The 22,201-nt window shown below is 69.1% G+C and carries 21 protein-coding genes, 1 tRNA gene and 1 pseudogene; 12 read left to right on the top strand and 11 right to left on the bottom strand.

The window, feature by feature from the left end; all coding sequences use genetic code 11:
• Positions 1–85: 85 nt before the first annotated feature.
• Positions 86–1,558, bottom strand: a complete 1,473-nt coding sequence (locus ACIQWG_RS21750) for a DUF2252 domain-containing protein (RefSeq protein ID WP_404098205.1) — start codon at positions 1,556–1,558, stop codon at positions 86–88.
• Positions 1,559–1,722: 164 nt separating this feature from the next.
• Positions 1,723–2,088 (bottom strand): winged helix-turn-helix transcriptional regulator, encoded by a 366-nt coding sequence (locus ACIQWG_RS21745; RefSeq protein WP_404098202.1) that lies wholly within the window; start codon positions 2,086–2,088, stop codon positions 1,723–1,725.
• Between the two features lie 195 nt (positions 2,089–2,283).
• On the opposite strand from ACIQWG_RS21745, the gene ACIQWG_RS21740 reads away from it, so the two are divergent.
• From ACIQWG_RS21740 to ACIQWG_RS21730, 3 genes and pseudogenes are all read left to right on the top strand, one after another.
• Complete coding sequence (locus ACIQWG_RS21740; RefSeq protein ID WP_404098199.1) at positions 2,284–2,934, top strand: FMN-dependent NADH-azoreductase; 651 nt, start codon at positions 2,284–2,286, stop codon at positions 2,932–2,934.
• A gap of 227 nt (positions 2,935–3,161) precedes the next feature.
• Positions 3,162–3,524: a DUF1304 domain-containing protein gene (locus tag ACIQWG_RS21735; protein WP_404098196.1), complete on the top strand. Its 363-nt coding sequence runs from the start codon at positions 3,162–3,164 to the stop codon at positions 3,522–3,524.
• Positions 3,525–3,653: 129 nt separating this feature from the next.
• A pseudogene (locus ACIQWG_RS21730) lies at positions 3,654–3,866 on the top strand (porphobilinogen synthase); the annotation flags it as partial.
• 270 nt (positions 3,867–4,136) lie between these two features.
• Here the strand turns inward: ACIQWG_RS21730 and ACIQWG_RS21725 are convergent.
• Entirely contained in the window at positions 4,137–4,523 is a 387-nt protein-coding gene (locus tag ACIQWG_RS21725; protein WP_404098193.1) for an ArsR/SmtB family transcription factor, read from the bottom strand.
• A 94-nt stretch (positions 4,524–4,617) separates the two neighbouring features.
• Between ACIQWG_RS21725 and ACIQWG_RS21720 the strand changes: the two genes are divergently transcribed.
• Together ACIQWG_RS21720 and ACIQWG_RS21715 are read left to right on the top strand one after the other, a co-directional pair.
• On the top strand, positions 4,618–6,591 hold the full coding sequence (locus ACIQWG_RS21720) for a heavy metal translocating P-type ATPase (RefSeq protein WP_404098190.1): 1,974 nt from the start codon (positions 4,618–4,620) through the stop codon (positions 6,589–6,591).
• The gene (locus tag ACIQWG_RS21715; protein ID WP_404098188.1) at positions 6,588–6,989 is read left to right on the top strand and encodes a (2Fe-2S) ferredoxin domain-containing protein; all 402 of its coding nucleotides are present in this window, start codon (positions 6,588–6,590) and stop codon (positions 6,987–6,989) included. The genes ACIQWG_RS21720 and ACIQWG_RS21715 overlap by 4 nt, the downstream gene beginning before the upstream one ends.
• A 312-nt stretch (positions 6,990–7,301) precedes the next feature.
• Here the strand turns inward: ACIQWG_RS21715 and ACIQWG_RS21710 are convergent.
• Positions 7,302–7,388 (bottom strand) — tRNA-Leu (locus ACIQWG_RS21710).
• 515 nt (positions 7,389–7,903) lie between these two features.
• Between ACIQWG_RS21710 and ACIQWG_RS21705 the strand changes: the two genes are divergently transcribed.
• From ACIQWG_RS21705 to pknB, 6 genes are all read left to right on the top strand, one after another.
• Entirely contained in the window at positions 7,904–8,785 is an 882-nt protein-coding gene (locus ACIQWG_RS21705) for an FhaA domain-containing protein (RefSeq protein WP_404098185.1), read from the top strand.
• Between the two features lie 10 nt (positions 8,786–8,795).
• Positions 8,796–9,311 (top strand): FHA domain-containing protein, encoded by a 516-nt coding sequence (locus ACIQWG_RS21700; RefSeq protein ID WP_404098183.1) that lies wholly within the window; start codon positions 8,796–8,798, stop codon positions 9,309–9,311.
• 90 nt (positions 9,312–9,401) lie between these two features.
• A complete protein-coding gene (locus ACIQWG_RS21695; RefSeq protein ID WP_404099383.1) occupies positions 9,402–10,982 on the top strand; it encodes a Stp1/IreP family PP2C-type Ser/Thr phosphatase in 1,581 nt (526 codons plus the stop codon).
• Between the two features lie 27 nt (positions 10,983–11,009).
• Positions 11,010–12,458 carry an FtsW/RodA/SpoVE family cell cycle protein gene (locus ACIQWG_RS21690; RefSeq protein ID WP_404098181.1) on the top strand — a complete coding sequence of 483 codons (1,449 nt, stop codon included), beginning with the start codon at positions 11,010–11,012 and terminating at the stop codon, positions 12,456–12,458.
• Positions 12,455–13,933, top strand: a complete 1,479-nt coding sequence (locus tag ACIQWG_RS21685) for a peptidoglycan D,D-transpeptidase FtsI family protein (protein WP_404098178.1) — start codon at positions 12,455–12,457, stop codon at positions 13,931–13,933. The genes ACIQWG_RS21690 and ACIQWG_RS21685 overlap by 4 nt, the downstream gene beginning before the upstream one ends.
• Before the next feature lie 170 nt (positions 13,934–14,103).
• A complete protein-coding gene (gene pknB, locus ACIQWG_RS21680) occupies positions 14,104–16,098 on the top strand; it encodes a Stk1 family PASTA domain-containing Ser/Thr kinase (RefSeq protein WP_404098175.1) in 1,995 nt (664 codons plus the stop codon).
• Between the two features lie 60 nt (positions 16,099–16,158).
• On the opposite strand, the gene ACIQWG_RS21675 is transcribed toward pknB, so the two are convergent.
• Genes ACIQWG_RS21675 through ACIQWG_RS21650 form a run of 6 tightly spaced genes read right to left on the bottom strand, consistent with a single transcriptional unit; the run spans position 16,159 to position 20,588 of the window.
• The gene (locus ACIQWG_RS21675) at positions 16,159–16,923 is read right to left on the bottom strand and encodes a class E sortase (RefSeq protein ID WP_404098173.1); all 765 of its coding nucleotides are present in this window, start codon (positions 16,921–16,923) and stop codon (positions 16,159–16,161) included.
• Positions 16,924–16,936: 13 nt separating this feature from the next.
• Complete coding sequence (locus ACIQWG_RS21670; RefSeq protein WP_404098170.1) at positions 16,937–18,235, bottom strand: class E sortase; 1,299 nt, start codon at positions 18,233–18,235, stop codon at positions 16,937–16,939.
• Positions 18,232–18,870 carry an aminodeoxychorismate/anthranilate synthase component II gene (locus tag ACIQWG_RS21665; RefSeq protein WP_404098168.1) on the bottom strand — a complete coding sequence of 213 codons (639 nt, stop codon included), beginning with the start codon at positions 18,868–18,870 and terminating at the stop codon, positions 18,232–18,234. The genes ACIQWG_RS21670 and ACIQWG_RS21665 overlap by 4 nt, the downstream gene beginning before the upstream one ends.
• Entirely contained in the window at positions 18,867–19,064 is a 198-nt protein-coding gene (locus ACIQWG_RS21660) for a hypothetical protein (protein ID WP_404099450.1), read from the bottom strand. The genes ACIQWG_RS21665 and ACIQWG_RS21660 overlap by 4 nt, the downstream gene beginning before the upstream one ends.
• 18 nt (positions 19,065–19,082) lie before the next feature.
• Positions 19,083–19,790 (bottom strand): class E sortase, encoded by a 708-nt coding sequence (locus ACIQWG_RS21655; RefSeq protein ID WP_404098166.1) that lies wholly within the window; start codon positions 19,788–19,790, stop codon positions 19,083–19,085.
• A gap of 18 nt (positions 19,791–19,808) precedes the next feature.
• Positions 19,809–20,588, bottom strand: coding sequence for a DUF881 domain-containing protein (locus ACIQWG_RS21650; protein WP_404098163.1), 780 nt, complete (start codon positions 20,586–20,588; stop codon positions 19,809–19,811).
• 142 nt (positions 20,589–20,730) lie between these two features.
• Here ACIQWG_RS21650 and crgA point away from each other — a divergent pair, with 142 nt between their 5' ends.
• Positions 20,731–20,985 carry a cell division protein CrgA gene (gene crgA, locus ACIQWG_RS21645; RefSeq protein WP_404098161.1) on the top strand — a complete coding sequence of 85 codons (255 nt, stop codon included), beginning with the start codon at positions 20,731–20,733 and terminating at the stop codon, positions 20,983–20,985.
• Between the two features lie 323 nt (positions 20,986–21,308).
• On the opposite strand, the gene ACIQWG_RS21640 is transcribed toward crgA, so the two are convergent.
• The gene (locus ACIQWG_RS21640; protein ID WP_404098160.1) at positions 21,309–22,193 is read right to left on the bottom strand and encodes a rhomboid family intramembrane serine protease; all 885 of its coding nucleotides are present in this window, start codon (positions 22,191–22,193) and stop codon (positions 21,309–21,311) included.
• Positions 22,194–22,201: the final 8 nt, after the last annotated feature.

The raw sequence follows: 22,201 nt of genomic DNA, 5'->3' as shown, positions 1-22,201 counted from the left end.
GGCCGGGCGGTGCGTAGGCGCGAGGTCGGCGGTGGGTCGGCCCACGGACCCGACCGACCTGCCGCCGCCTCCACGGCGTCCTGCCTCACACCCCCGTCTCGGCCGCGATCCGCCCCGCCCGCACCGCCTCCACCAGCGCGGTGTGGTCCGCCTCGGTGCGGTCGGCGTAGGCGACGGCGAAGGAGGCGATCGCCTCGTCCAGCTCCTCGTTCTTGCCGCAGTAGCCGGAGACCAGGCGGGGGTCGGCGCTGTGCGAGTGGGCGCGGGCCAGGAGGGCTCCGGTCATGCGGGCGTAGTCGTCTATCTGGTCGGTGGCCAGCGCGGCCGGGTCGACGCTGCCCTTGCGGTTGCGGAACTGCCGTACCTGGAAGGGAAGTCCGTCGACGGTCGTCCAGCCCAGCAAGATGTCGCTGACCACCTGCATGCGCTTCTGGCCGAGAACCACGCGCCGCCCCTCGTGGTCGGGCGCCGGCACCTCGAAGCCGGCCGTGACGAGATGCGGGACCAAGGCCGAAGGACGTGCCTCCTTCACCTGGAGGACGAGCGGCTCACCCCGGTGATCCAGGAGCAGGACCACGTAGGAGCGGGTGCCCACACTCCCCGTACCGACCACCCGGAACGCCACGTCGTGCACCGCGTGGCGAGACAGGAGCGGGTGTCGGTCCTCGGAGAGCGTCGTGACGTAGCTCTCCAGCGACGCCGCCACCACCGCCGCCTCCTCGTCCGGAACCCGGCGCAGCACCGGCGGCGCGTCGACGAAGCTGCGGCCGCCGTCCTCGGTCGGCGCCGTCGACTTCGCCGCGAAGCGACCGCTGGTGTTGGCCCGCGCCTTCTCCGCGACTCGCTCCAGGGTGCCGAGCAGGTCATGAGCGTCGGTGTGGGAGACCAGTTCCTCGTCCGCGATCGCGTTCCACGCGTCCAGCACCGGGAGCTTGGCCAGCAGGCGCATGGTGCGCCGGTAGGCACCGGCCGTGTCGTGCGCCGCCTTCCGGCAGGCGTCCTCGTCCGCGCCCGCCTCCCGGCCCGCCAGCACCAGCGAGGTCGCGAGCCGCTTGAGGTCCCACTCCCAGGGGCCGTAGAGCGTCTCGTCGAAGTCGTTCAGGTCGATGACCAGGCCGCCGCGCGGGTCGCCGTAGAGCCCGAAGTTCGCCGCGTGCGCGTCGCCGCAGATCTGGGCACGGATGCGGGTCATCGGGGTGCGGGCGAGGTCGTAGGCCATGAGTCCCGCCGAGCCGCGCAGGAAGGCGAAGGGCGTCGCCGCCATCCGGCCCACCCTGATCGGCGTGAGCTCGGGGAGCCGGCCGAGGTTGGACTCCTCGACAGCAGCCACGGCGTCCGGGCGGTCGGCGTCCAGGTCGAGAACCGCGTGCTCGGCGCGCGGCACCCGCCTGCGCAGTGCCTTCCCCTCCTCCTTGGGCAACCCTCCGCCGGGCCACTCCGCGAAGCCGGGCACGCGAGGCAGCGGGCGAGCCACGGTCCGGGACCCGGGCGCCCCGGCTACCGCCTCGGCTGCTTCCGCCGCTTCCGCCGCCGCAGCCTCCGCACCGACCTCGGTCATAGCGACCGCCTCCCCCGCTCACGCACATCCGACACGAACATCAACTCGTGCCGACGTTACAACCGCCGGCCGGGAGCGCGTCAGACCCTGTGGACAACTCCAGGGCTGTGGAAAACCGCCCGGATCACACGGTTCTCGACCTGGACGCCGCCCGCCCGGCCGCCTCAGCAGCCCTCGGGCCGCTCCCCGTCCGGCAGGTACTTCTCCGCCCATCCCCCGAGCTCGACGAGCGCGGGCTCGAGTGCGGCACCCGCCTCCGTCAGCCGGTACACGACCCGCAACGGCGGCCCCTCGTACACCTCGCGTACGACGAGTCCGGCGGCCGCCAGTTCGGTGAGCCGGTCGGAGAGCATGCGCTCGCTGATGCCGGGAATCGCCCGGCGCAGGGCGACGAAGTACGCGGGGCCCGCGGTCAGGACGGACACGATCGGGCCGGTCCAACGCTTTCCGAGCAGCTGGAAGACGCGTGCGATGCCCGCGTCGACCCGCTTGCACTCCGCCACGTCGTGATCCTGCTCACCCGTCGCCATGGACCCAGGGTACTGCCCTGAACTTGGGGGGGTGAAAAAAAGTAAGCGACTGTGTTATCCATAGTCCTATACGAATTTTCAGTCACAGCGGGAAGGTACGTCCGTCCACGTACTGCTGCTTTCCCCTGCCCGCTCCCCCCTTTCCCCCTCCCTCCCTCCTCCCTCCTCCTTCCTCCTTCCGTCTGGAGAGACCCCATGGCCACGCTCTTGCACATCGACTCCTCCGTCTTCCCCACCGACGCCTCCTCCTCCCGGGCCGTCACGGACGCCTTCAGCCGCAGCTGGCAGGAGCAGCACCCGCACGGCACGGTGATCCACCGCGACCTCGCCGCCGACCCGGTGCCGCACATCACTGCCCACGCCCACACCGCCGGCTTCTCCGATCCGGCCACGCACACCCCGGAGCAGGCGGCCGCCTTCACCGAGCGCGTGAAGCTGATCGAGGAACTGGAGAGCGCGGACGCCGTGCTGATCGGCGCCCCGATGTACAACCTGACGATCCCGTCGACACTGAAGGCCTGGCTGGACAACGTGGTCCTGTTCGGCCGCACCGCGGGCGACGCCCAGTCGCTCAAGGGCACCCCGGTCACGGTCGTCGCCAGCCGCGGCGGCGCGTACGGTCCGGGCACACCGCGCGAGGGCTACGAGTACGTGCAGAACTATCTGTCGGCCGTCCTCGCCGACTTCCTCGGCACCGACCTCGACTTCATCGTCCCGGAGCTCACGATGGCCACGGCCAACCCGGAGATGACCGACCTGATCCCCCTCTACGAGGCGTCCCGCGAGCGCGCCCTCGACGCCGCCGCCGCGAAGGCGAAGCAACTGGCCCAGCGACTCGCGGCGTAGGGCGGCCGGGCGCGGCACGCGCGCGTGCCTCTCTTTCCCCACCACGCGCGCGTGCGTCTCTTTCCACTGCCACGCGCGCGTGCGGGTCAGGGACAGGGTCAGGGGACCTCTAATCCGGCTCCGATAATCCGGCTCCGATAATCCGGCTCCGAGCCGTCGGCCGTCACTTCGGCCGGAAGTACGACCCCCCGGCCACCCCCTAACGCCCCGGCCCGCACAATCACCGCATGCACACGATCTCAGTCGTCCTCGTCGCCCTCATGGCGCTGCTGCACGTCTACATCCTGGTTCTGGAGATGTTCCTGTGGCAGCGCGGCCCGGGCCGCCGCTTCCACGGCTTTGACGCCGAGCTGGCCCGCACCACGGCTCCGCTGGCCGCCAACCAGGGCCTCTACAACGGCTTCCTGGCCGCCGGCCTGGTCTGGGGGCTGATCGAAGACGACCCGACCGGGTACCGGGTCCAGGTCTTCTTCCTGTCCTGCATAGTCGTCGCCGGCGTCTACGGCGCGGCCACCGCCAACCGTCGCATCCTCTTCGCCCAGGCCCTGCCCGCTGCCGTGACCCTCGCGGCGGTCGTCGTCGCGGGCTGAGCCGGCGCCGAGTCCGTACCGTGGTCCGAGGGCCCGCCAACTCCCGGGACGGAGCGAGCGGTTCGCGCCGCCGTCATGCGTGTCCGGGAACGATCTTTCGGTAGAAGCCGACCCGGTCCTGCCCCGGTCATCATCCGCGCGGTGAAGGAGATCTCGGACGTGCCCGTGGCCGCCTACCAGGTCTCCGGCGAGTACGCGATGGTCGAGGCCGCGGCGGCCAACGGCTGGCTCGAGCGGGATCGCGCGGTCCTGGAGACGCTCACCGGGATTCGCCGCGCGGGCGCCGACATCGTGCTCACCTATTGGGCCATGGAGGCAGCCGGCTGGCTGAACCAGCGCTGAGCACACCGAACCCCGCGGCGGCCGCTGCCGATTCACAGAGCAGCGGTCCACAGAGCAGCGGTCCCCAGACCAGCAGTGCACACACCATGGGTTCACAGACCAGCGGTTCACAGAGCAGCGGCGCACAGACGGCGCCCCGCCCACAGTGACCGCGAGCACGCCCTTCCAATGACCCCGACCGGACCCTCCGGCGGGCTCATCACCTTGCCGGGCGGCGCCAGAACCCATGCCGGGAACCAGAACCCGTACGAACTGCCCCCGACGGGGCAGTCAGTCCGCGACAGCGGGCTCCGCCGCGGCTGCGGGGACATCCCGCACGCCCATGCGGAGGTGCTCGACGTGGTAGAGGGCCTGGTCGAGGAGCTCGGCGACGTGGTTGTCGTAGAGGGCGTAGATGATCGAACGGCCGTGCCGCTCGCCGGTGACCAGACCGAGGTTGCGCAGCAACCGCAGCTGGTGCGAGCAGGCGGAGGCTTCCATCCCGACGGCGTCGGCGAGGTCGCTCACCGAGCACGGGCCTTCCTGAAGGCGGGCCAGGATGTGCAGCCGCGAAGGGGTGGCGAGGGCCTGGAGTGTGGCGGCGACATCGGCGGTTCCGACCGCGTCGAGGCGCTCGCGCGGGGTGGCGTTGCCGGCATTGCCCGTTCCGTGGCCCATGAGCACATCATACCTACGACACCTGAAGACCTATTCAAATGTTCCTGTATGGTGAGGATGTTGCCCGAGTCCGCCCGCGAAGGGTTGCGTCGTCATGTCTTCAGTCCTCGCCCAGCGGCCCGCGCCGCCTGCCGCCGGCCCGCGTCCCGCGCCCCCGCGGCGCCGCACGCGGGTGTTGGCGCTGCCTGAGGCCCGGTGGGCGCTGGCCGCGCTGCTCCTGTTCCTGATCGCCCTCCCGCTGGACCTCTTCGGCACCCCCACGTGGACGTGGGCCCCGTTGTATGCCGCCGTCTACCTCACAGGCGGCTGGGAGCCGGGATGGGAGGGCCTGAAGGCCCTGAAGCACAAGACCCTGGACGTGGACCTGCTCATGGTCGTCGCCGCGCTCGGCGCCGCCGCCATCGGCCAGGTCCTCGACGGGGCGCTGCTGATCGTCATCTTCGCCACCTCCGGCGCCCTGGAGGCGGTCGCGACCGCCCGCACCGCCGACTCCGTCCGTGGCCTCCTCGACCTCGCCCCGACCACGGCGACCCGTCTCCTGCCCGGTGGTGGCGAGGAGACGGTTCCGGCCGGCCAGCTCGGCATCGGCGAGATCGTCCTGGTGCGACCCGGGGAGCGGATCGGCGCCGACGGCCAGGTGATCGAGGGGGCCTCCGATGTCGACCAGGCCACCATCACCGGCGAGCCCCTACCCGTGGCCAAGCGAATCGGGGACGAGGTGTTCGCCGGCACCGTCAACGGCACCGGAGCCCTGCGGGTACGGGTCGAGCGGGATCCGTCGGACTCGGTGATCGCCCGGATCGTGCGGATGGTCGAGGAGGCTTCCGAGACCAAGGCCCCCACCCAGCTGTTCATCGAGAAGATCGAGCAGCGGTACTCGATCGGCATGGTCATCGCCACGCCGGCCGTGTTCGCGCTCCCGCTCGCCTTCGGCGACACGTTGCAATCGGCTCTGCTGCGCGCGATGACGTTCATGATCGTCGCCTCGCCGTGCGCGGTGGTGCTGTCCACGATGCCGCCGCTGCTGTCCGCGATCGCCAACGCGGGGCGTCATGGCGTCCTGGCGAAGTCCGCCGTCGTCATGGAGCGCCTGGGCCAGGTCGACGCCGTCGCCCTGGACAAGACCGGCACCCTCACCGAGGGCACTCCCCGCGTCACCGACGTCCACCCCGCACCCGGCTCCGGCCTGGACGAGAACGCCCTGCTGGCACTGGCGGCGGCGGCCGAGCATCCCAGCGAACATCCCCTGGCCCGCGCCGTCGTCCAGGCCGCCGACGAACGCGGCCTCACTCCGGCCGAAGCGACCGACTTCACCTCCGAGCCCGGCGCCGGTGTCATCGCCACCGTCGACGGCCACACCGTTCAGGTCGGATCACCGGCCCGCCTCACCGCCGCCGTCGACGCGGAGACCGGCCGTTCGGTGCAGAGGCTCGAAGACCAGGGCCGCACCGCGGTACTCGTCCTGCGCGACGCCGTTCCGGTGGGGGTACTGGGCATCTCCGACCGGCTCCGCCCCGACGCCAGGGCCACGGTCGCCGCCCTCCGCGCCCTCACCGGCAGCCCACCGGTCCTCCTGACGGGCGACAACGAACGCGCCGCCCGGCACCTGGCCGGCGAGGTCGGCATCACCGACGTCCGCGCCGGCCTCCTCCCACAGGACAAGGTCACCGCCGTCCAGGAATGGGAGGCCGAGGGACGCCGGGTCCTGGTGGTCGGCGACGGCGTCAACGACGCCCCCGCGCTGGCCGCGGCCCACACCGGCATCGCGATGGGCAAGGCGGGCTCCGACCTCGCCCTGGACACCGCCGCCGCCGTCGTCCGGGACGAACTGGCCACCGTCCCCGCCCTCGTGGACCTCTCCCGCAGGGCCCGCCGGCTCGTGATCCAGAACCTGGTCATCGCCGGAGTCTTCATCACCGTGCTCGTGGCCTGGGATCTCATCGGCACGCTCCCGCTGCCCCTCGGCGTCGCCGGCCACGAGGGCTCCACCGTGATCGTCGGCCTCAACGGCCTGCGCCTGCTGCGCGAACGAGCCTGGACGACCTCACTCGGCGAGGGCGCCGCATGAGCGGGCGTTCCCGCCGCGACCGGCCGGCCACCCGGTGCACGGTCACCGTCTGCCGGGGATGCTGCTGCGGCACCGCGGCCAAGGTGCCCCGGCTGGACCACGAAGCACAACTCACCGAACTGCGCACCGCGCTCGCGGGCGTCGCGACCATCCGCCGAACCGACTGCCTCGACGCCTGCGAACGCGCCAACGTCATCGTGATCCAGCCCTCCGCCGAAGGACGCCGGGCAGGAGGCCGGCCGGTCTGGCTCGGCCAGGTCAACGACCCCGACGCCGCCGCCGACATCACCGCCTGGGTCCGCGACGGCGGCCCCGGGGTGATCGAGCCGCCGGGCGTACTCGACCTGTACGCGTTCCGCCCCTCGCGCCGCGTCCGCGCCGAACTCCACGACGAATAGCTACGCACGCGCCACCCCGCGGAGCACGGGTTCGTCGCCTCGCGGGCAGCGGTGGCCGGTGAGCCCGTGGACGTGCCGTCTCGCGGTTGCCGTCGGGGTGTTGGCCGGAGCTGCCCGTCCTGCGGCACGGCTCACTCGCCTCGGCACTCCAGCCCGACTGAGACCGGCCCCACCCGTGAGATAGCTCACGCGTCGAGGCCTGCCATATGCCCTGATCAGACTGTGTGATGACTCACAACGATCATGGAAACGAGAAACGGGCCCCTGCGGTGACTTCAGTCACCTACAGAGACCCGTCTCACCGGTTTCTCATGGTGCGCGAGGGGGGAGTTGAACCCCCACGCCCTTGCGGGCACTGGAACCTGAATCCAGCGCGTCTGCCTATTCCGCCACCCGCGCATTGGGTGTGTCCTCGGGGCCTTTCCCTGCGGTCCGGCGCCTTCCGACACCCAGAACATTAGCACGCTCGCCAGGGTGGGTTCACATCCCTTATCCCCAGGCAGCCGCTGTGCTGCCGCCGCTCCGGCGCCCACCAGCGCAGTCGCCGACAGGCACCCGGCGGCCTCCGATCCGCGGTGCCCTCCGCTCCGTATCAACGAGTACATGTTCACGTATCAACCTCGTACCGGTCCTGGGTATCTCCCCAGGAGCAGGTCGGGGTCCACAGTCAGGTGCGGGACACTGGTCTGCGGCCGCCTCTACGATCCATGGCAAGACACGGCAAGACTGTGACTGTCAGGAGTTCGAAGGGGAGCTCCGAAGGGAACTTCGAGGGCGTCGACACCCGTCGACCGGGCCGACAGGGGGAACCAGCCGATTCACCGGCGCGTGGATACGATCAGTAAGCAGTACCAGGTAAGGCAGTGCCCGCCCGGCGGGACACAGGACGAAGCAGGCTACGGAGGAGGTGCCCCATGGGAGTCCTGAAGAAGTTCGAGCAGCGTCTCGAAGGTCTGGTCAACGGCACCTTCGCCAAGGTGTTCAAGTCCGAGGTGCAGCCCGTCGAGATCGCGGGAGCGCTCCAGCGGGAGTGCGACAACAACGCCACCATCTGGAACCGCGACCGCACGGTCGTCCCCAATGACTTCATCGTGGAGCTGAGCACGCCGGACTACGAGCGGCTCAGCCCCTACTCCGGCCAGCTCGGCGACGAGCTCGCCGGCATGGTCCGCGACTACGCCAAGCAGCAGCGCTACACCTTCATGGGCCCGATCAAGGTCCACCTGGAGAAGGCCGACGATCTCGACACCGGCCTGTACCGCGTGCGCAGCCGTACGCTCGCCGGCTCCACCGACCAGCAGAGCGGCGGCCGGCCGGCCGCTGCTCCCGCCGCCCCGGCCGGGCGGCCCGGTGGTGCCCAGGGCCAGGGCGGCTACGGCTACCCGCCGCCCGCCGCGCCCGCGGGCGCCCCGCCCATGCCGGCCGCGCCGCCGCCCGGCGGCCGCCCCGGCGGTTACGGCTACCCGCAGCCCGCGGGTGGCCAGCGTCCGCCCGCCGCACCCGCGGCCGGCGGCCGTACCCGCTACTGGATCGAGATCAACGGCACCCGCCATCAGATCTCCCGCGCCACGCTCGTGCTGGGCCGCAGCACCGACGCCGACGTGCGGATCGACGACCCCGGCGTCTCCCGCCGGCACTGCGAGATCCGGACCGGAACGCCCTCGACGATCCAGGATCTCGGGTCCACCAACGGCATCGTGGTGGACGGGCAGCACACCACCCGCGCTACGCTCCGCGACGGCTCGCGGATCGTCGTGGGCAGCAGCACCATCATTTACCGGCAAGCCGAAGGGTGAAGCGGGGGCAATGTCAGAGCTGACCCTCACGGTCATGCGGCTGGGTTTCCTGGCCGTACTGTGGCTGTTCGTGATCGTGGCCGTGCAGGTCATCCGCAGCGACCTGTTCGGTACGCGCGTCACCCAGCGCGGGTCCAGGCGGGAGGCCGGACGCCAGCAGCAGGCCGCCCGGCAGGCGGCCGCGCCGCCGCAGCAGCGCGGCCAACAGAGCGGCGGCCGCCAGCGCCGTAACGCTCCCTCGAAGCTGGTCGTGTCCGAGGGCACCCTCACCGGCACCACGGTCGCGCTCCAGGGCCAGACGATCACCCTGGGCCGGGCGCACGACAGCACGATCGTGCTGGACGACGACTACGCCTCCAGCCGGCATGCCAGGATCTACCCTGACCGCGACGGCCAGTGGATCGTCGAGGACCTGGGCTCCACCAACGGCACGTACCTCGACCGAACGCGGCTGACGACCCCCACACCGATTCCGCTGGGCGCGCCGATCCGCATCGGCAAGACCGTCATCGAGCTGCGGAAGTAGTACGACAATGAGCGAGCGGAGCGAGCACGCAGCGGTGGCCCACACCACGGGCCCCGGCGCGCTCCCGACCGGAGGGTGGGCACCGTGCGGATGTACCCGGAGCCGACGGGCGAGGTGCGCATGAGTCTGTCACTGCGCTTCGCCGCCGGATCGCACAAAGGCATGATCCGGGAGGGCAACGAGGACTCCGGATACGCCGGTCCCCGTCTGCTCGCCATCGCCGACGGCATGGGCGGCGCGGCCGCGGGCGAGGTCGCCTCCTCCGAGGCCATCTCGACGATCGTCGCCCTCGACGACGACGTCCCGGGCTCCGACATCCTCACCTCCCTGGGTACGGCCGTACAGCGCGCCAACGACCAGTTGCGCGGGATGGTCGAGGAGGACCCGCAGCTGGAGGGCATGGGCACGACGCTCACAGCCCTGCTGTGGACCGGGCAGCGCCTCGGCCTCGTGCACGTCGGCGACTCGCGCGCGTACCTGCTGCGCGACGGCGTCCTCACGCAGATCACCCAGGACCACACCTGGGTGCAGCGGCTGGTCGACGAGGGCCGCATCACCGAGGAAGAAGCGACCACGCACCCGCAGCGGTCCCTCCTCATGCGCGCGCTGGGCAGCGGCGACCATGTCGAGCCCGACCTCTCCATCCGTGAAGTCCGCGCCGGCGACCGGTACTTGATCTGCTCGGACGGCCTCTCCGGCGTCGTCTCCCACCAGACCCTGGAAGAGACCCTCGCCAGCTACCAGGGCCCGCAGGAGACCGTCCAGGAGCTCATCCAGCTGGCGCTGCGCGGCGGCGGCCCCGACAACATCACCGTGATCGTCGCGGACGTCCTCGACCTGGACACCGGCGACACCCTCGCCGGGCAGCTGTCCGACACCCCGGTCGTGGTCGGCGCGGTCGCCGAGAACCAGCAGCACCACCTGCACGACAACGGCATCATGCAGACCCCGGCCGGCCGCGCCTCCGGGCTCGGCCGCCAGGTGCCCGGACAGGGCGGCGAGTTCGGACCGCCCGGCTCCGGCGGCGACACCGCCGGTTACGCCCCGGAGGGCAGCTTCGGCGACTACACCGACGACGACTTCGTCAAGCCCCGCAAGGGCCGCAAGTGGCTGAAGAGATCCTTCTACTCGGTTCTCGCGCTCGCCGTCATCGGCGGCGGTCTGTACGGCGGCTGGCGCTGGACGCAGACGCAGTACTACGTGGGCTCCAACGAGGAGCACGTCGCCCTGTACCGCGGGATCAGCCAGGACCTGGCCTGGGTCTCGCTCTCGAAGGTGGAGAAGGACCACCCCGAGATCGAACTCAAGTACCTGCCGCCGTACCAGCGCAAACTCGTCGAGGCGACCATCGCCGAGGGCGGCCTGAAGGACGCCCAGGCGAAGATCGACGAGCTGTCGCTCCAGGCGTCCGCGTGCCAGAAGCGATCCGAGCAGCAGGCCGCCGAGAGCGCGAAGAACTCCAAGACGGGCGAGGGCGAAGCCGGAGGCACCACGGGAACCACCCGTACCTCCCTTACGTCCAAGGCGACACCGACGCCGAATCCCTCGGCGTCCACCCAGTCCCCGCCCCCGTCCTCCTCCACCTCCCCGACCCCGACTGCGACGCCGAAGCCCGGCCCCACTCTCTCGGAGGAAGAGCAGAAGGTCGTCACGAACTGCGGTACGCAGTAGGCAAGCCGTGAGAGGCCCCGTCACACGATGAGCAGTACTACGAACTCGCCGACGCATCACACGTCCACGATCGGCGCGATCGGCGCGCCGAGCAGGCGCAACACCGAGCTCGCGCTGTTGGTGTTCGCGGTTGTCATTCCGGTCTTCGCCTACGCCAACGTGGGGTTGGCGATCAATGACGAGGTGCCGGCCGGTCTGGCCGGCTACGGCCTCGGGCTCGGCCTGCTGGCGGGCATCGGTCATCTGGCCGTCCGGAAGTTCGCGCCGTACGCCGACCCCCTGATGCTGCCGCTGGCCACCCTGCTGAACGGGCTCGGCCTGGTCGTGATCTGGCGCCTTGACCAGTCGAAGCGACTCCAGCAGAGCAGCAGCTACGTCGAAGCGGCACCACGACAGCTGCTCTACTCCGCGATGGGCGTCGCCCTGCTCGTGGCTGTGCTGATCTTCCTGAAGGACCACCGCGTCCTACAGCGCTACACCTACATCTCCATGGCCGCCGCGCTGTTCCTGCTGGTCCTGCCGCTCGTACCCGGACTCGGCGCGAACGTCTACGGCGCCAAGATCTGGATCAAGATCCCCGGTCTCGGCACGCTCCAGCCCGGCGAGTTCGCGAAGATCGTCCTGGCGGTCTTCTTCGCCGGATATCTCATGGTCAAGCGAGACGCCCTGGCCCTGGCCAGCCGCCGCTTCATGGGCATGTACCTGCCGCGCGGCCGCGACCTCGGTCCGATTCTCGTCGTCTGGGTGATCTCGATCCTCATCCTGGTCTTCGAGACCGACCTCGGTACGTCGCTGCTGTTCTTCGGAATGTTCGTCATCATGCTGTACGTCGCCACCGAGCGGACCAGCTGGATCGTCTTCGGTCTGCTGATGTCGGCGGTCGGCGCCGTAGGTGTGGCGAGCTTCGAGCCGCACATCCAGACGCGTGTGCAGGCCTGGCTCGACCCGGCACGTGAGTTCCAGCTCAGCCGCTCCGGCATCCAGGACGGCATCGTCCACTCCGAGCAGGCCATGCAGGCCCTGTGGGCCTTCGGCTCCGGCGGCACTCTCGGGACCGGCCTCGGCCAGGGCAACTCCGACCTCATCGGCTTCGCCGCCAACTCCGACTTCATCCTCGCCACGTTCGGCGAGGAGATGGGCCTGGCGGGCGTCATGGCGATCCTGCTGCTCTACGGCCTGATCGTCGAACGCGGTGTGCGCACGGCACTCGCGGCCCGCGACCCGTTCGGCAAGCTGCTGGCAGTCGGCCTGTCCGGCGCCTTCGCCCTCCAGGTCTTCGTCGTGGCCGGCGGTGTCATGGGTCTCATCCCGCTGACCGGTATGACGCTGCCCTTCGTGGCGTACGGCGGTTCCTCCGTCATCGCCAACTGGGCGCTGATCGGCATCCTGCTCCGCATCAGCGACACCGCACGCCGCCCGGCGCCCGCCCCCGCGCCCAACCCCGACGCCGAGATGACCCAGGTGGTCCGTCCGTGAACAAGCCCCTACGCCGGATCGCGATCTTCTGCGGACTTCTGGTCCTGGCCCTGCTCATCCGTGACAACTGGATCCAGTACGTCCAGGCCGACGAGCTCAAAGCCGACAAGAACAACCGCCGTGTCGTCATCGAGCGCTACGGCACCCCCCGCGGCGACATAATCGTCGACGGCAAGTCCATCACCGGCTCGCGGGAAACCTCCGGCAGCGACTTCAAGTTCAAGCGCACCTACACGAACGGGCCCATGTGGGCGCCCGTCACCGGATACGCCTCCCAGGCCTTCGGCGCCAACCAGCTGGAGTCCATCGAGGACGGCATCCTCACCGGCAACGACGACCGGCTGTTCTTCCGCAACACCCTCGACATGCTCACGGGCAAGGAGCGGGAGGGTGGAAACGTCGTCACCACCCTCAGCGGCGCCGCGCAGAAGGCCGCCTACGAAGGGCTGAAGCAGCAGGGCGGCAAGGGCGCCGTCGCCGCCATCGAGCCCTCAACCGGCAAGATCCTGGCGCTGGCCTCCTACCCGTCGTACGACCCCTCGTCCTTCGCCGGCAACTCCACGACGACCGACACCGACGCGTGGCAGAAGCTCCAGAAGGCGAACAACCCGAACGACCCGATGCTCAACCGGGCGCTGCGCGAGGTCTACCCGCCGGGCTCCACCTTCAAGGTCCTCACCGCGGCCGCCGCGCTGGAGCACGGCCTGTACACGGAGGCGGACGCGAAGACGAACTCGCCGGACCCGTGGGTCATGACGGGCACGACCACCAAGCTGCCGAACGAGGGCAACATCCCCTGCAAGAACGCGACGATGCGGGTCGCCTTGCAGTACTCCTGCAACACCGTGTTCGGCAAGATCGGCGCCGACCTCGGCAACGACAAGATGCTGGAGACGGCCAAGAAGTTCGGCTTCACCGAGGAGCAGTTCACGCCGATCCGCACCAGCGCGTCCGTCTTCTCCGACGACATGAACCCCTCGCAGACCGCGCTGTCCTCCATCGGCCAGTTCAACACCGCCGCCAGCCCGCTACAGATGGCCATGGTCGCCTCGGCCGTCGCCAACAACGGCACGCTGATGAAGCCGTACATGGTCGACGAGCTCCAGACCAACAACCTCGACGCCATCGAGACGACCGAGCCCGAGGAAATGAGCAAGCCGCTGTCGGCGGTGAACGCGCAGATCCTCCAGTCGATGATGGAGACGGTCGTCGAGGAGGGCACCGGCAAGAAGGCGCAGATCGACGGCGTGAAGGTCGGCGGCAAGACCGGTACCGCCCAGCACGGTGTGGACAACAGCGAGAACCCCTACGCGTGGTTCATCTCCTACGCCAAGGCCGAGGACGGCAGCTCGCCGGTGGCCGTGGCCGTGGTGATCGAGGACGAGAACGCGGTCCGCGACGACATCTCCGGCGGCGGCCTCGCGGCGCCCATCGCCAAGAGCGTCATGGAGGCGGTCATCAACAGCAAGAAGTGACCCCGCTCACGTCCCCTTCACATCGGTGCACGTTGCGATACCGGTCCTGTATCGGGTTACGGGCTTGGCCAGGTCACACAAGATGAGCCGGGTACGGTATGCCCGGACGGCACACCGGCGCACCCACAAGGGTGAGGTCGGGACCGACGGAGAGGGCTGGTAGGTAGCTTATGGAAGAGCCGCGTCGCCTCGGCGGCCGGTACGAACTGGGCCAGGTGCTCGGTCGTGGTGGCATGGCGGAGGTCTACCTCGCGCATGACACCCGCCTCGGCCGCACCGTAGCGGTGAAGACGCTGCGCGCGGACCTCGCGCGCGACCCGTCCTTCCAGGCCCGCTTCCGCCGGGAGGCCCAGTCGGCCGCCTCGCTCAACCATCCCGCGATCGTGGCGGTCTACGACACGGGCGAGGACTACATCGACAACGTGTCGATCCCGTACATCGTCATGGAGTACGTCGACGGCTCCACGCTTCGTGAGCTTCTCCACAGCGGCCGCAAGCTGCTGCCGGAGCGCGCCATGGAGATGACCATCGGCATCCTCCAGGCCCTGGAGTACTCCCACCGCAACGGCATCGTCCACCGTGACATCAAGCCGGCCAACGTCATGCTGACGCGCAACGGCCAGGTCAAGGTCATGGACTTCGGCATCGCCCGCGCCATGGGCGACTCCGGTATGACGATGACGCAGACCTCCGCGGTCATCGGCACGGCCCAGTACCTCTCGCCCGAGCAGGCGAAGGGTGAGCAGGTCGACAACCGGTCCGACCTGTACTCGACCGGCTGCCTGCTCTACGAGCTCCTGACGGTCCGCCCGCCCTTCGTGGGTGACTCCCCGGTCGCGGTCGCGTACCAGCACGTACGGGAAGAGCCCCAGGCTCCCTCGGTCTTCGACCCGGAGATCACGCCCGAGATGGACGCGATCGTCCTGAAGGCGCTGACCAAGGACCCGAACTACCGCTACCAGTCGGCCGACGAGATGCGCGCCGACATCGAGGCCTGCCTCGACGGCCAGCCGGTCGCCGCCACGGCCGCGATGGGTTCGGTGGGCTACGGCGGCTACCCCGACGACCAGCCGACCACGGCCCTGCGCTCCTCGGACGCCGGCGCCACGTCGATGCTGCCGCCGATGAACCCGGACGACGGTGGCTACGGCTACGACGACCGCCCCGACCGGCGCCGCCAGAAGAAGTCGAACACCTCGACGATACTGCTGGCCGTCGCGGCCATCCTGGTCCTCGTCGGCGCCGTCCTCATCGGCAAATGGGTGTTCGACGGCGACAACGCGAGCAACAGCCAGGTGGCGGTTCCGAACCTCGTCGGCGAGACCGAGTCGAGCGCGAAGAATCTGCTGACCAACAGCGATCTCAAGATCGGCACGGTCACGCCGAAGGAGTGCGAGAACCAGCCCAAGGGCAATGTCTGCGACCAGGACCCAGCTTCCGGGACCAAGGTCGACAAGAACACCAAGGTGGACATCGTTGTGTCTACCGGGGCGCCGAAGGTGACGGTACCGAGCGTGATCGGTCTGAGCCTGGAAGACGCCAAGGACCAGCTCACCGGTGACGACTACCAGTTCGAGATCAAGACCGAGACCCGGGAGACCTCCTCGGACGATCCGAACACTGTCCTTGACCAGGACCCGCGCCGTGGCGAGGAAGTGGAAAAGGGCACCACGATCACCCTCACCGTCGCCAAGGAGGAGGAGAAGGCCACCGTGCCCGACGTCCTCGGCAAGTCCTGCGACGAGGCGAAGGCGCAGATGACGGCCAACAACCTGGTCGGCACCTGCACCGAGGTGGACACCCAGGACCCGAACCAGGTCGGCAAGGTCATCGCGACCTCGCCGCAGGCGGGCAGCGAGGCCGACAAGAACTCCACGGTGACCATCCAGATCGGCAAGCAGGCCCAGCAGAAGACCCAGGTGCCGAACGTCGTGGGTCAGACGGTGGGCCAGGCCAAGCAGACTCTGGCGGCAGCCGGCTTCACCAACATCCAGTTCGCCAACGGCAGTGACCAGAGCGACACGGCGTTCGTCACGGATCAGGACCCCAAGGGCGGCCAGGAGGTCGACGACCCGGCGGGCACCCAGATCACGCTGACGACCGTGGGCTTCGGCAACGGCGGGAACAACAACGGCGGGAACGGCAACGGAGGCATCTTCGGCTAGACCGGACGTCACGCCAGAAGGCCTCGGCACCCGTGACAGGTGCCGAGGCCTTGTCGTTCGTCAGCCGCGCAGTTCCTCCGGCAGCGTCCGCTCCTCGTCCACCTTCTCGACCCGCTCCAGCTCGCCCCACACCACGTACCGGTACCGGCTCGTGTACACCGGCGTGCACGTCGTCAGCGTGATGTAGTTGCCGGCCTTCGTCCTGCCCGACTCCTTCGGGATGTCGGCGAGGACCTGGACGTTGTACTTCGAGGTCTCGGGGAGGACGGCGTAGACCTTGTAGACGAACCACTTGTCCTTCGTCTCGAAGACGATCGGGTCGCCCTTCTTGAGCTTGTGGATGTTGTGGAACTTGGCGCCATGGCCGTCGCGGTGCGCGGCGAGGGAGAAGTTGCCCTTCTTCCCGGAGGTGGGGAGCGCCGACTTGACCGGGTCGGTGTAGTAGCCGGCGACGCCGTCGTTGAGGATCGTCGAGGTCGTGCCCTTCTCGACGAGGATCTCGCCCTTGCTCATCGCGGGCACGTGGAGGAAGCCGATGCCGTTCTTGGCGTCGTACTCGGCGGGCCGGCCGGAACCGTCGTCCTGGTGGGCCCAGATGTCACGGACCTTGTCGGACTGCTTGTCCGCCTCGCGGTCGGCGAGGACGTTCGTCCACCAGAGCGAGTAGACGACGAACAGGCCCAGTACCAGGCCCGCCGTGATGAGGAGTTCGCCGAAGACACTGACCGCCTGCGCGATCCGGCCCATGCGGCGACGTGGGGACGGGGGGCGCCGGGAAGCCGGGGAGGCCGTGTGATCTTCCGTGCCCTCGGTGGTCGCTGCCACTTTTCATCTGCCCTTAATTGACGAGCGCATCCGGCTTGCCCTTGCTGCGCGGCCGTTCCTCGACCATCTTGCCCCAGACGATCATCCGGTACTTACTGGTGAACTCCGGGGTGCACGTGGTGAGTGTGATGTACCGGCCCGGCCCGGTGAAACCCGACCCCGGCGGAACCGGCTCCAGCACGCTCACGTTGCTCGGCGACGTCACCGGCAGGATCGACGCCATCTTGTACACGAAGTACTTGTCCTGCGTCTCCACGACGATGTCGTCGCCCTGGGCGAGCCGGTTGATGTAGCGGAAGGGCTCGCCGTGGGTGTTGCGGTGGCCGGCCAGCCCGAAGTTCCCCGTTTTGGCGTCCGGCATCGCCGTCTTGAGCTTGCCCTCGCCGTAGTGACCGACCATGCCCCGGTCGAGCACCTTCTTGTTGCTGATGCCCTCCGCGATCGGGACGGCGACATCCAGCTTCGGGATGTGCAGGATGGCGAAGCCCTGCCCCGGTTCGAAGGTCCCCGGGTTGCGCTTGCCGCTCGCCCAGTCGTTCTGGAGGCTGCTGGCTTCCTTGTCCGCCTGGGCGTGCGCGCGGATGTTCGTCCACCACAGCTGGTAGCTCACGAACAGCAGCATCAGCACGCCGGTGGTGATGAACACCTCACCGATCGCCCGGCTGACGACCGTGGCCGGACTCGCCTTGCGCGCCCGCGCCTGCCGGCGGGCCTCCATCCGCGAGAGGGGAGCGCCGGAGCCCTCCGAGCCCGTCTCCGCGTCCTCCGAGACAGGGCGGGAACCGCCATGACGCCCGTGCCGCCCCTTGGCGGCCTTTCTACGGGCCGCGCGTCCGCCCGTCGGGGTTCCTGTGGCCGAAGCGGCTGAGGATGCGGGAGAGGGCGATATGGGCTCGCCGTCGGCGCGGGCCGACGGATCGGCGACCCGGAGAGCTACGGTCTCGTCGTCCGCCGGAGGTATGTACGGCTCCGCGTAAGGCTCTTGGGGTTCCGCGTACGACTTCTGGGGCTCCGCGTACGGCGCCTGGGGAGAGGAGGGCATCCCGTCGCCGTAGCGCTCTCCGCCGTAGCCCCGGGTGCCGTACTGCTCGGCTCCGTAGCCCTCGCCGCCGTATCCGGCGCCGCCCTGCCCCTCGGCGCCCTGCGCCTGAGTGACGTAGCTCTCCCCGCCGTACCACTCCCCGAGCGCACCCGAGTCCCCGTACGGCTGCTGCCCGTACGAGGTTCCCTGGTCGCCGGCGCCGCCGTAGGAGTCCGTGAAGGACTCCCCGTACGGTGCGCCGGACTCGCGCTCAGGGCGCAGCGCGGTCACGCCGTGGCCCTGCCCACCACCGGGGCGAGCCCCGCCGACCTCGCCACCGCATCCTGGTCGCCGCACTCCACCAGCCAGTTGGCCAGCATCCGGTGCCCGTGCTCGGTGAGCACCGACTCGGGGTGGAACTGCACGCCCTCGACCGGGAGTTCACGGTGCCGCAGGCCCATGATGATGCCGTCGTGCGTCCGTGCGGTGACCTGGAGGTCGGCCGGCACCGTCTCCGGCTCCGCCGCCAGCGAGTGGTAGCGGGTCGCCGTAAACGGCGTCGGGAGGCCCGCGAAGACGCCCTTGCCCTCGTGCTCGACCAGCGAGGTCTTACCGTGCAGCAGCTCCGGGGCCCGGTCGACCACGCCGCCGTAGGCCACCTGCATCGACTGCATGCCGAGGCAAACGCCGAAGACCGGCACTCCGGTCGAGGCGCAGTGCCGGACCATGTCCACGCACACACCCGCCTGCTCCGGCGTACCCGGGCCCGGCGACAGCAGCACTCCGTCGAAGCCGTCCTGGGCGTGCGTGGTGGACACCTCGTCGTTGCGGAGCACCTCGCATTCGGCGCCCAGCTGGTAGAGGTACTGGACCAGGTTGAAGACGAAGCTGTCGTAGTTGTCCACGACAAGGATGCGCGCGCTCACTGGTTGTCCACCGTCACATCGTTGAAGGGCAGAAGCGGTTCGGCCCACGGGAAGACGTAGTTGAACAGGACGTAGACGACGGCCGTGACCAGCAGGAGTGAGAGCATCGCCTTCACCCATGCGTTTCCCGGCAGATGCCGCCAGATCCAGCCGTACATGCCGTCCCTTTCGTCGCACCACGGCACCAGACTCACGCCGTTACGGCCACCAGACTAACGGCGCAACGCCTCCGGTTTCCCGGCCTCCACAGGCTGGGTGGAGTCCAGATGAGCCCACACGATCAGCCGATGGCTGTGCCCCCACTCGGGATCGCACGTGGTGAGGGTCAGATAGCGGCCTTCACGTGTGTACCCCGACTTACGGGGCACAGGGTCGATCACCTCAATGTCCGTGGGCACGGTTTTGTAGGGGCCTTTGTCGATCCGATACGTGAACCAGGTCGTTCCGTCGGTCAGCACGACCGCGTCACCGGGCCGCAGCCTGGGGAAATCCTTGAAGGGGTCGCCGTAGGTACGCCGGTGGCCGGCCACCGAGAAGTTCCCCTTCTGGCCGAGCTGCGCGGTGTTCGCGTAGTGGCCGAGTCCCTTCTTCAGGGTCTTGGTGGCGGTGCCTTCGAGCACCGGCTTGTTCCACGTGAAACCAAGCCGCGGGATGTACATGATCGCGAAGGGCTTGTCCGCTGTGTACGGTGCCGGCTTCGGCGGGCTCGCCTCGGCGCCGGGACTCGCGGCGCCGCCGGGAGCCGCGTCGGTCGGACGCACCGCCCCCTGTGCCCACTGCTCTTGCAACTGGTCGATCTGGTCGTCCATGACGTTGTCGGCCTTCACGCCGGTCCAGAAGAGGACATAAACGACGAAAAGGACGATCACCGTGCCGACCGTGATGCACAGTTCACTGACGGACCTGACGACGACGCGCACCGGCAGCTCCAGAGAGGCTCACTCCACAGGCTTGGCGTACCGCAGATCCACTGTGCCCGAGTAGCCGGGCAGAGTCACCGTCCCGTCCTCGGTTACTTTCCAGCCGAGGCCGTAGACATTGACGTACACCATGTAGTTCTGGATCGCCGGCGAGGCCGCGAGCGCCTGCTGCATCTTCTCCGGATCGCCTACGGCCGTGATCTTGTACGGCGGCGAGTAGACCCGGCCCTGGAGGATCAGGGTGTTGCCCACGCAGCGCACCGCGCTCGTGGAGATCAGCCGCTGGTCCATCACCTTGATGCCCTTGGCGCCGCTCTGCCACAGCGCGTTGACCACGGCCTGGAGGTCCTGCTGGTGGATGACCAGATAGTCCGGCTGCGGCTCGGGATAGCCGGGGAGCTTGGCGGTGGCGTCCGGCGGGGCGTCGTTGAGCGTGACCGTGATCGCCTCGCCCGTCAGCTTCTGCGTGCCCGCGCCGCGCTCCAGCGCCGCCAGCTTGTCGTCCTCCGCCTTGGTGCTGCCGTCGTCCCGCTCGGCGAGCGCCTCCACGTCGTCGCGCAGGGTCGCGTTCAACTCATTGAGCTCACCGTTCTCATGGCTGCGCTCATGGATCAGGTCCGAAAGCTTCAGCAATGAGGCGTCCGTACGGATATTGGTGCCTTTGGCCGTGTTGAAACTGGTGAAGAAAATGAGCCCGGCCAGGGCGAAGACCGCGGCGGTGAGCACCCGTACCGGCCGGAAGCGGCCTCGGGCGGAAGGGCTGGATCCCGTACCGGGAGAGTCGGCAGAATTGCTCAACGTACCCTTATCTCCTTCGGCGCCGCGGAAGCACTACGCTAACGGACGCCCGGGGGAGCAATCAGAGTCCCCTTGTACGCTGCCCCGGAGCCAGCCCAAGTTCCCTGCGCGGCCACGCAGCGCATCGACAGGAGAGACCCTCGTGCCGAAGTCACGTATCCGCAAGAAGGCCGACTACACGCCGCCGCCGTCGAAGCAGGCGACCGCCATCAAGCTGAACAGCCGCGGCTGGGTCGCGCCTGTGATGCTGGCCATGTTCGTCATCGGCCTGGCCTGGATCGTCGTCTTCTATGTGACCGACGGTTCGCTGCCCCTCGACGCCCTGGGCAACTGGAACATCGTGGTGGGCTTCGGCTTCATCGCCGCCGGATTCGGCGTCTCCACGCAGTGGAAGTAGCGGTCGAAGCTGCCGGAGCGGCACTCGAACCCGCGGCCACCGCATGGTGAACGTAGCTCTGCCCAGGGCTATCCGCTGAGTTATCCACAGCCGTTTTCCACAGTGGGGAAAAAGAACGACGATCTGTGGATAACTCATCGAGTGTTGACGCCGGTGTGACGGAACTACCGGTGAACGGCACCCGACCGAAAGCTTGTTCGCCCCCTGCCTGACCTGCGGAAACGCCTGTCAGTGACAGGGGGCACAGTTGTTCCCACACAGCGTGCACAGGATCCGCCACACGCTGTGGACAACACGGTGGCTCAGGTGGATGACCGCCCCGCTCAGGTGAGCTGGAGCGTCCTCAGCACGGTCAGCAGCACGACCACGGCCAGGACCAGCGCACACGTGCCGTACTGCACCAGCGTCCGGCGCTCACGCGGGGCGTGGACCATGGCGTAGCCGATGACGACGCCGGCGACAAGACCGCCGATGTGGGCCTGCCAGGCGATGTTGTTCCAGCCGAACGTGAAGATCAGGTTGATCACCAGCAGCGCGATGATCGGCCGCATGTCGTACTGGAGCCGCCGCATCAGCACGGCGGTGGCGCCGAAGAGCCCGAAGATCGCGCCGGAGGCACCGAGCGATGCCGTGGTCGGCCCGGCGAGCAGATAGGTGAGGGCACTGCCCGCGAGGCCGGAGCAGAAGTAGAGCGCGAGATAGCGGGCGCGGCCGAGGGCGGCTTCCAGGGGGCCGCCGAGCCACCAGAGGCTGAGCATGTTGAAGGCGAAGTGCCAGATGGCCTCGTGCGTGAACATCGAGGTGACCAGCCGCCACCACTCGCCTTCGGCGACACCCTCGGTGGGGTTGAAGGGGGCGGGGGGCCAGCTGCCGATGAGGACCAGGTCGTTCAGCAGCGAGGTGCTGGTCTGGACGGCGATGAAGACCGCGAGGTTGATCCCGATGAGGATCTTGGTGAGCAGACGGGGGTCCGCGGCGATGGTGCCGCCTGCGAGGGTGCGGGGCTGTGCGGCGCTGGGGGCGTGCCCGGTGCCGGAGCCACCGCGGACGCAGTCCGGGCACTGGAAGCCGACGGAGGCGCTGACCATGCACTCGGGGCAGATCGGCCGCTCGCAGCGGGTGCAGCGGATGCCGGTCTCGCGGTCCGGATGGCGGTAGCAGACGGGCAGGCTCTGCGCGTCCTGCGGGCTGCCTGCCGGCTGGTCCATGAGGTCCC

The sequence above is a fragment of the Streptomyces sp. NPDC098781 genome, from assembly GCF_044759995.1.
In the GTDB taxonomy this organism is placed as follows: domain Bacteria; phylum Actinomycetota; class Actinomycetes; order Streptomycetales; family Streptomycetaceae; genus Streptomyces.
This window is presented reverse-complemented; position numbering and strand designations above follow the sequence as displayed.

Excerpts from the sequence above, each read along its gene's own strand:
- ACIQWG_RS21750 (WP_404098205.1), bottom strand. The coding sequence starts at position 1,558 with ATGACCGAGGTCGGTGCGGAGGCTGCGGCGGCGGAAGCGGCGGAAGCA.
- ACIQWG_RS21745 (WP_404098202.1), bottom strand. The coding sequence starts at position 2,088 with ATGGCGACGGGTGAGCAGGATCACGACGTGGCGGAGTGCAAGCGGGTC.
- ACIQWG_RS21740 (WP_404098199.1), top strand. The coding sequence starts at position 2,284 with ATGGCCACGCTCTTGCACATCGACTCCTCCGTCTTCCCCACCGACGCC.
- ACIQWG_RS21735 (WP_404098196.1), top strand. The coding sequence starts at position 3,162 with ATGCACACGATCTCAGTCGTCCTCGTCGCCCTCATGGCGCTGCTGCAC.
- ACIQWG_RS21725 (WP_404098193.1), bottom strand. The coding sequence starts at position 4,523 with ATGGGCCACGGAACGGGCAATGCCGGCAACGCCACCCCGCGCGAGCGC.
- ACIQWG_RS21720 (WP_404098190.1), top strand. The coding sequence starts at position 4,618 with ATGTCTTCAGTCCTCGCCCAGCGGCCCGCGCCGCCTGCCGCCGGCCCG.
- ACIQWG_RS21715 (WP_404098188.1), top strand. The coding sequence starts at position 6,588 with ATGAGCGGGCGTTCCCGCCGCGACCGGCCGGCCACCCGGTGCACGGTC.
- ACIQWG_RS21705 (WP_404098185.1), top strand. The coding sequence starts at position 7,904 with ATGGGAGTCCTGAAGAAGTTCGAGCAGCGTCTCGAAGGTCTGGTCAAC.
- ACIQWG_RS21700 (WP_404098183.1), top strand. The coding sequence starts at position 8,796 with ATGTCAGAGCTGACCCTCACGGTCATGCGGCTGGGTTTCCTGGCCGTA.
- ACIQWG_RS21695 (WP_404099383.1), top strand. The coding sequence starts at position 9,402 with ATGTACCCGGAGCCGACGGGCGAGGTGCGCATGAGTCTGTCACTGCGC.
- ACIQWG_RS21690 (WP_404098181.1), top strand. The coding sequence starts at position 11,010 with ATGAGCAGTACTACGAACTCGCCGACGCATCACACGTCCACGATCGGC.
- pknB (WP_404098175.1), top strand. The coding sequence starts at position 14,104 with ATGGAAGAGCCGCGTCGCCTCGGCGGCCGGTACGAACTGGGCCAGGTG.
- ACIQWG_RS21640 (WP_404098160.1), bottom strand. The coding sequence starts at position 22,193 with ATGGACCAGCCGGCAGGCAGCCCGCAGGACGCGCAGAGCCTGCCCGTC.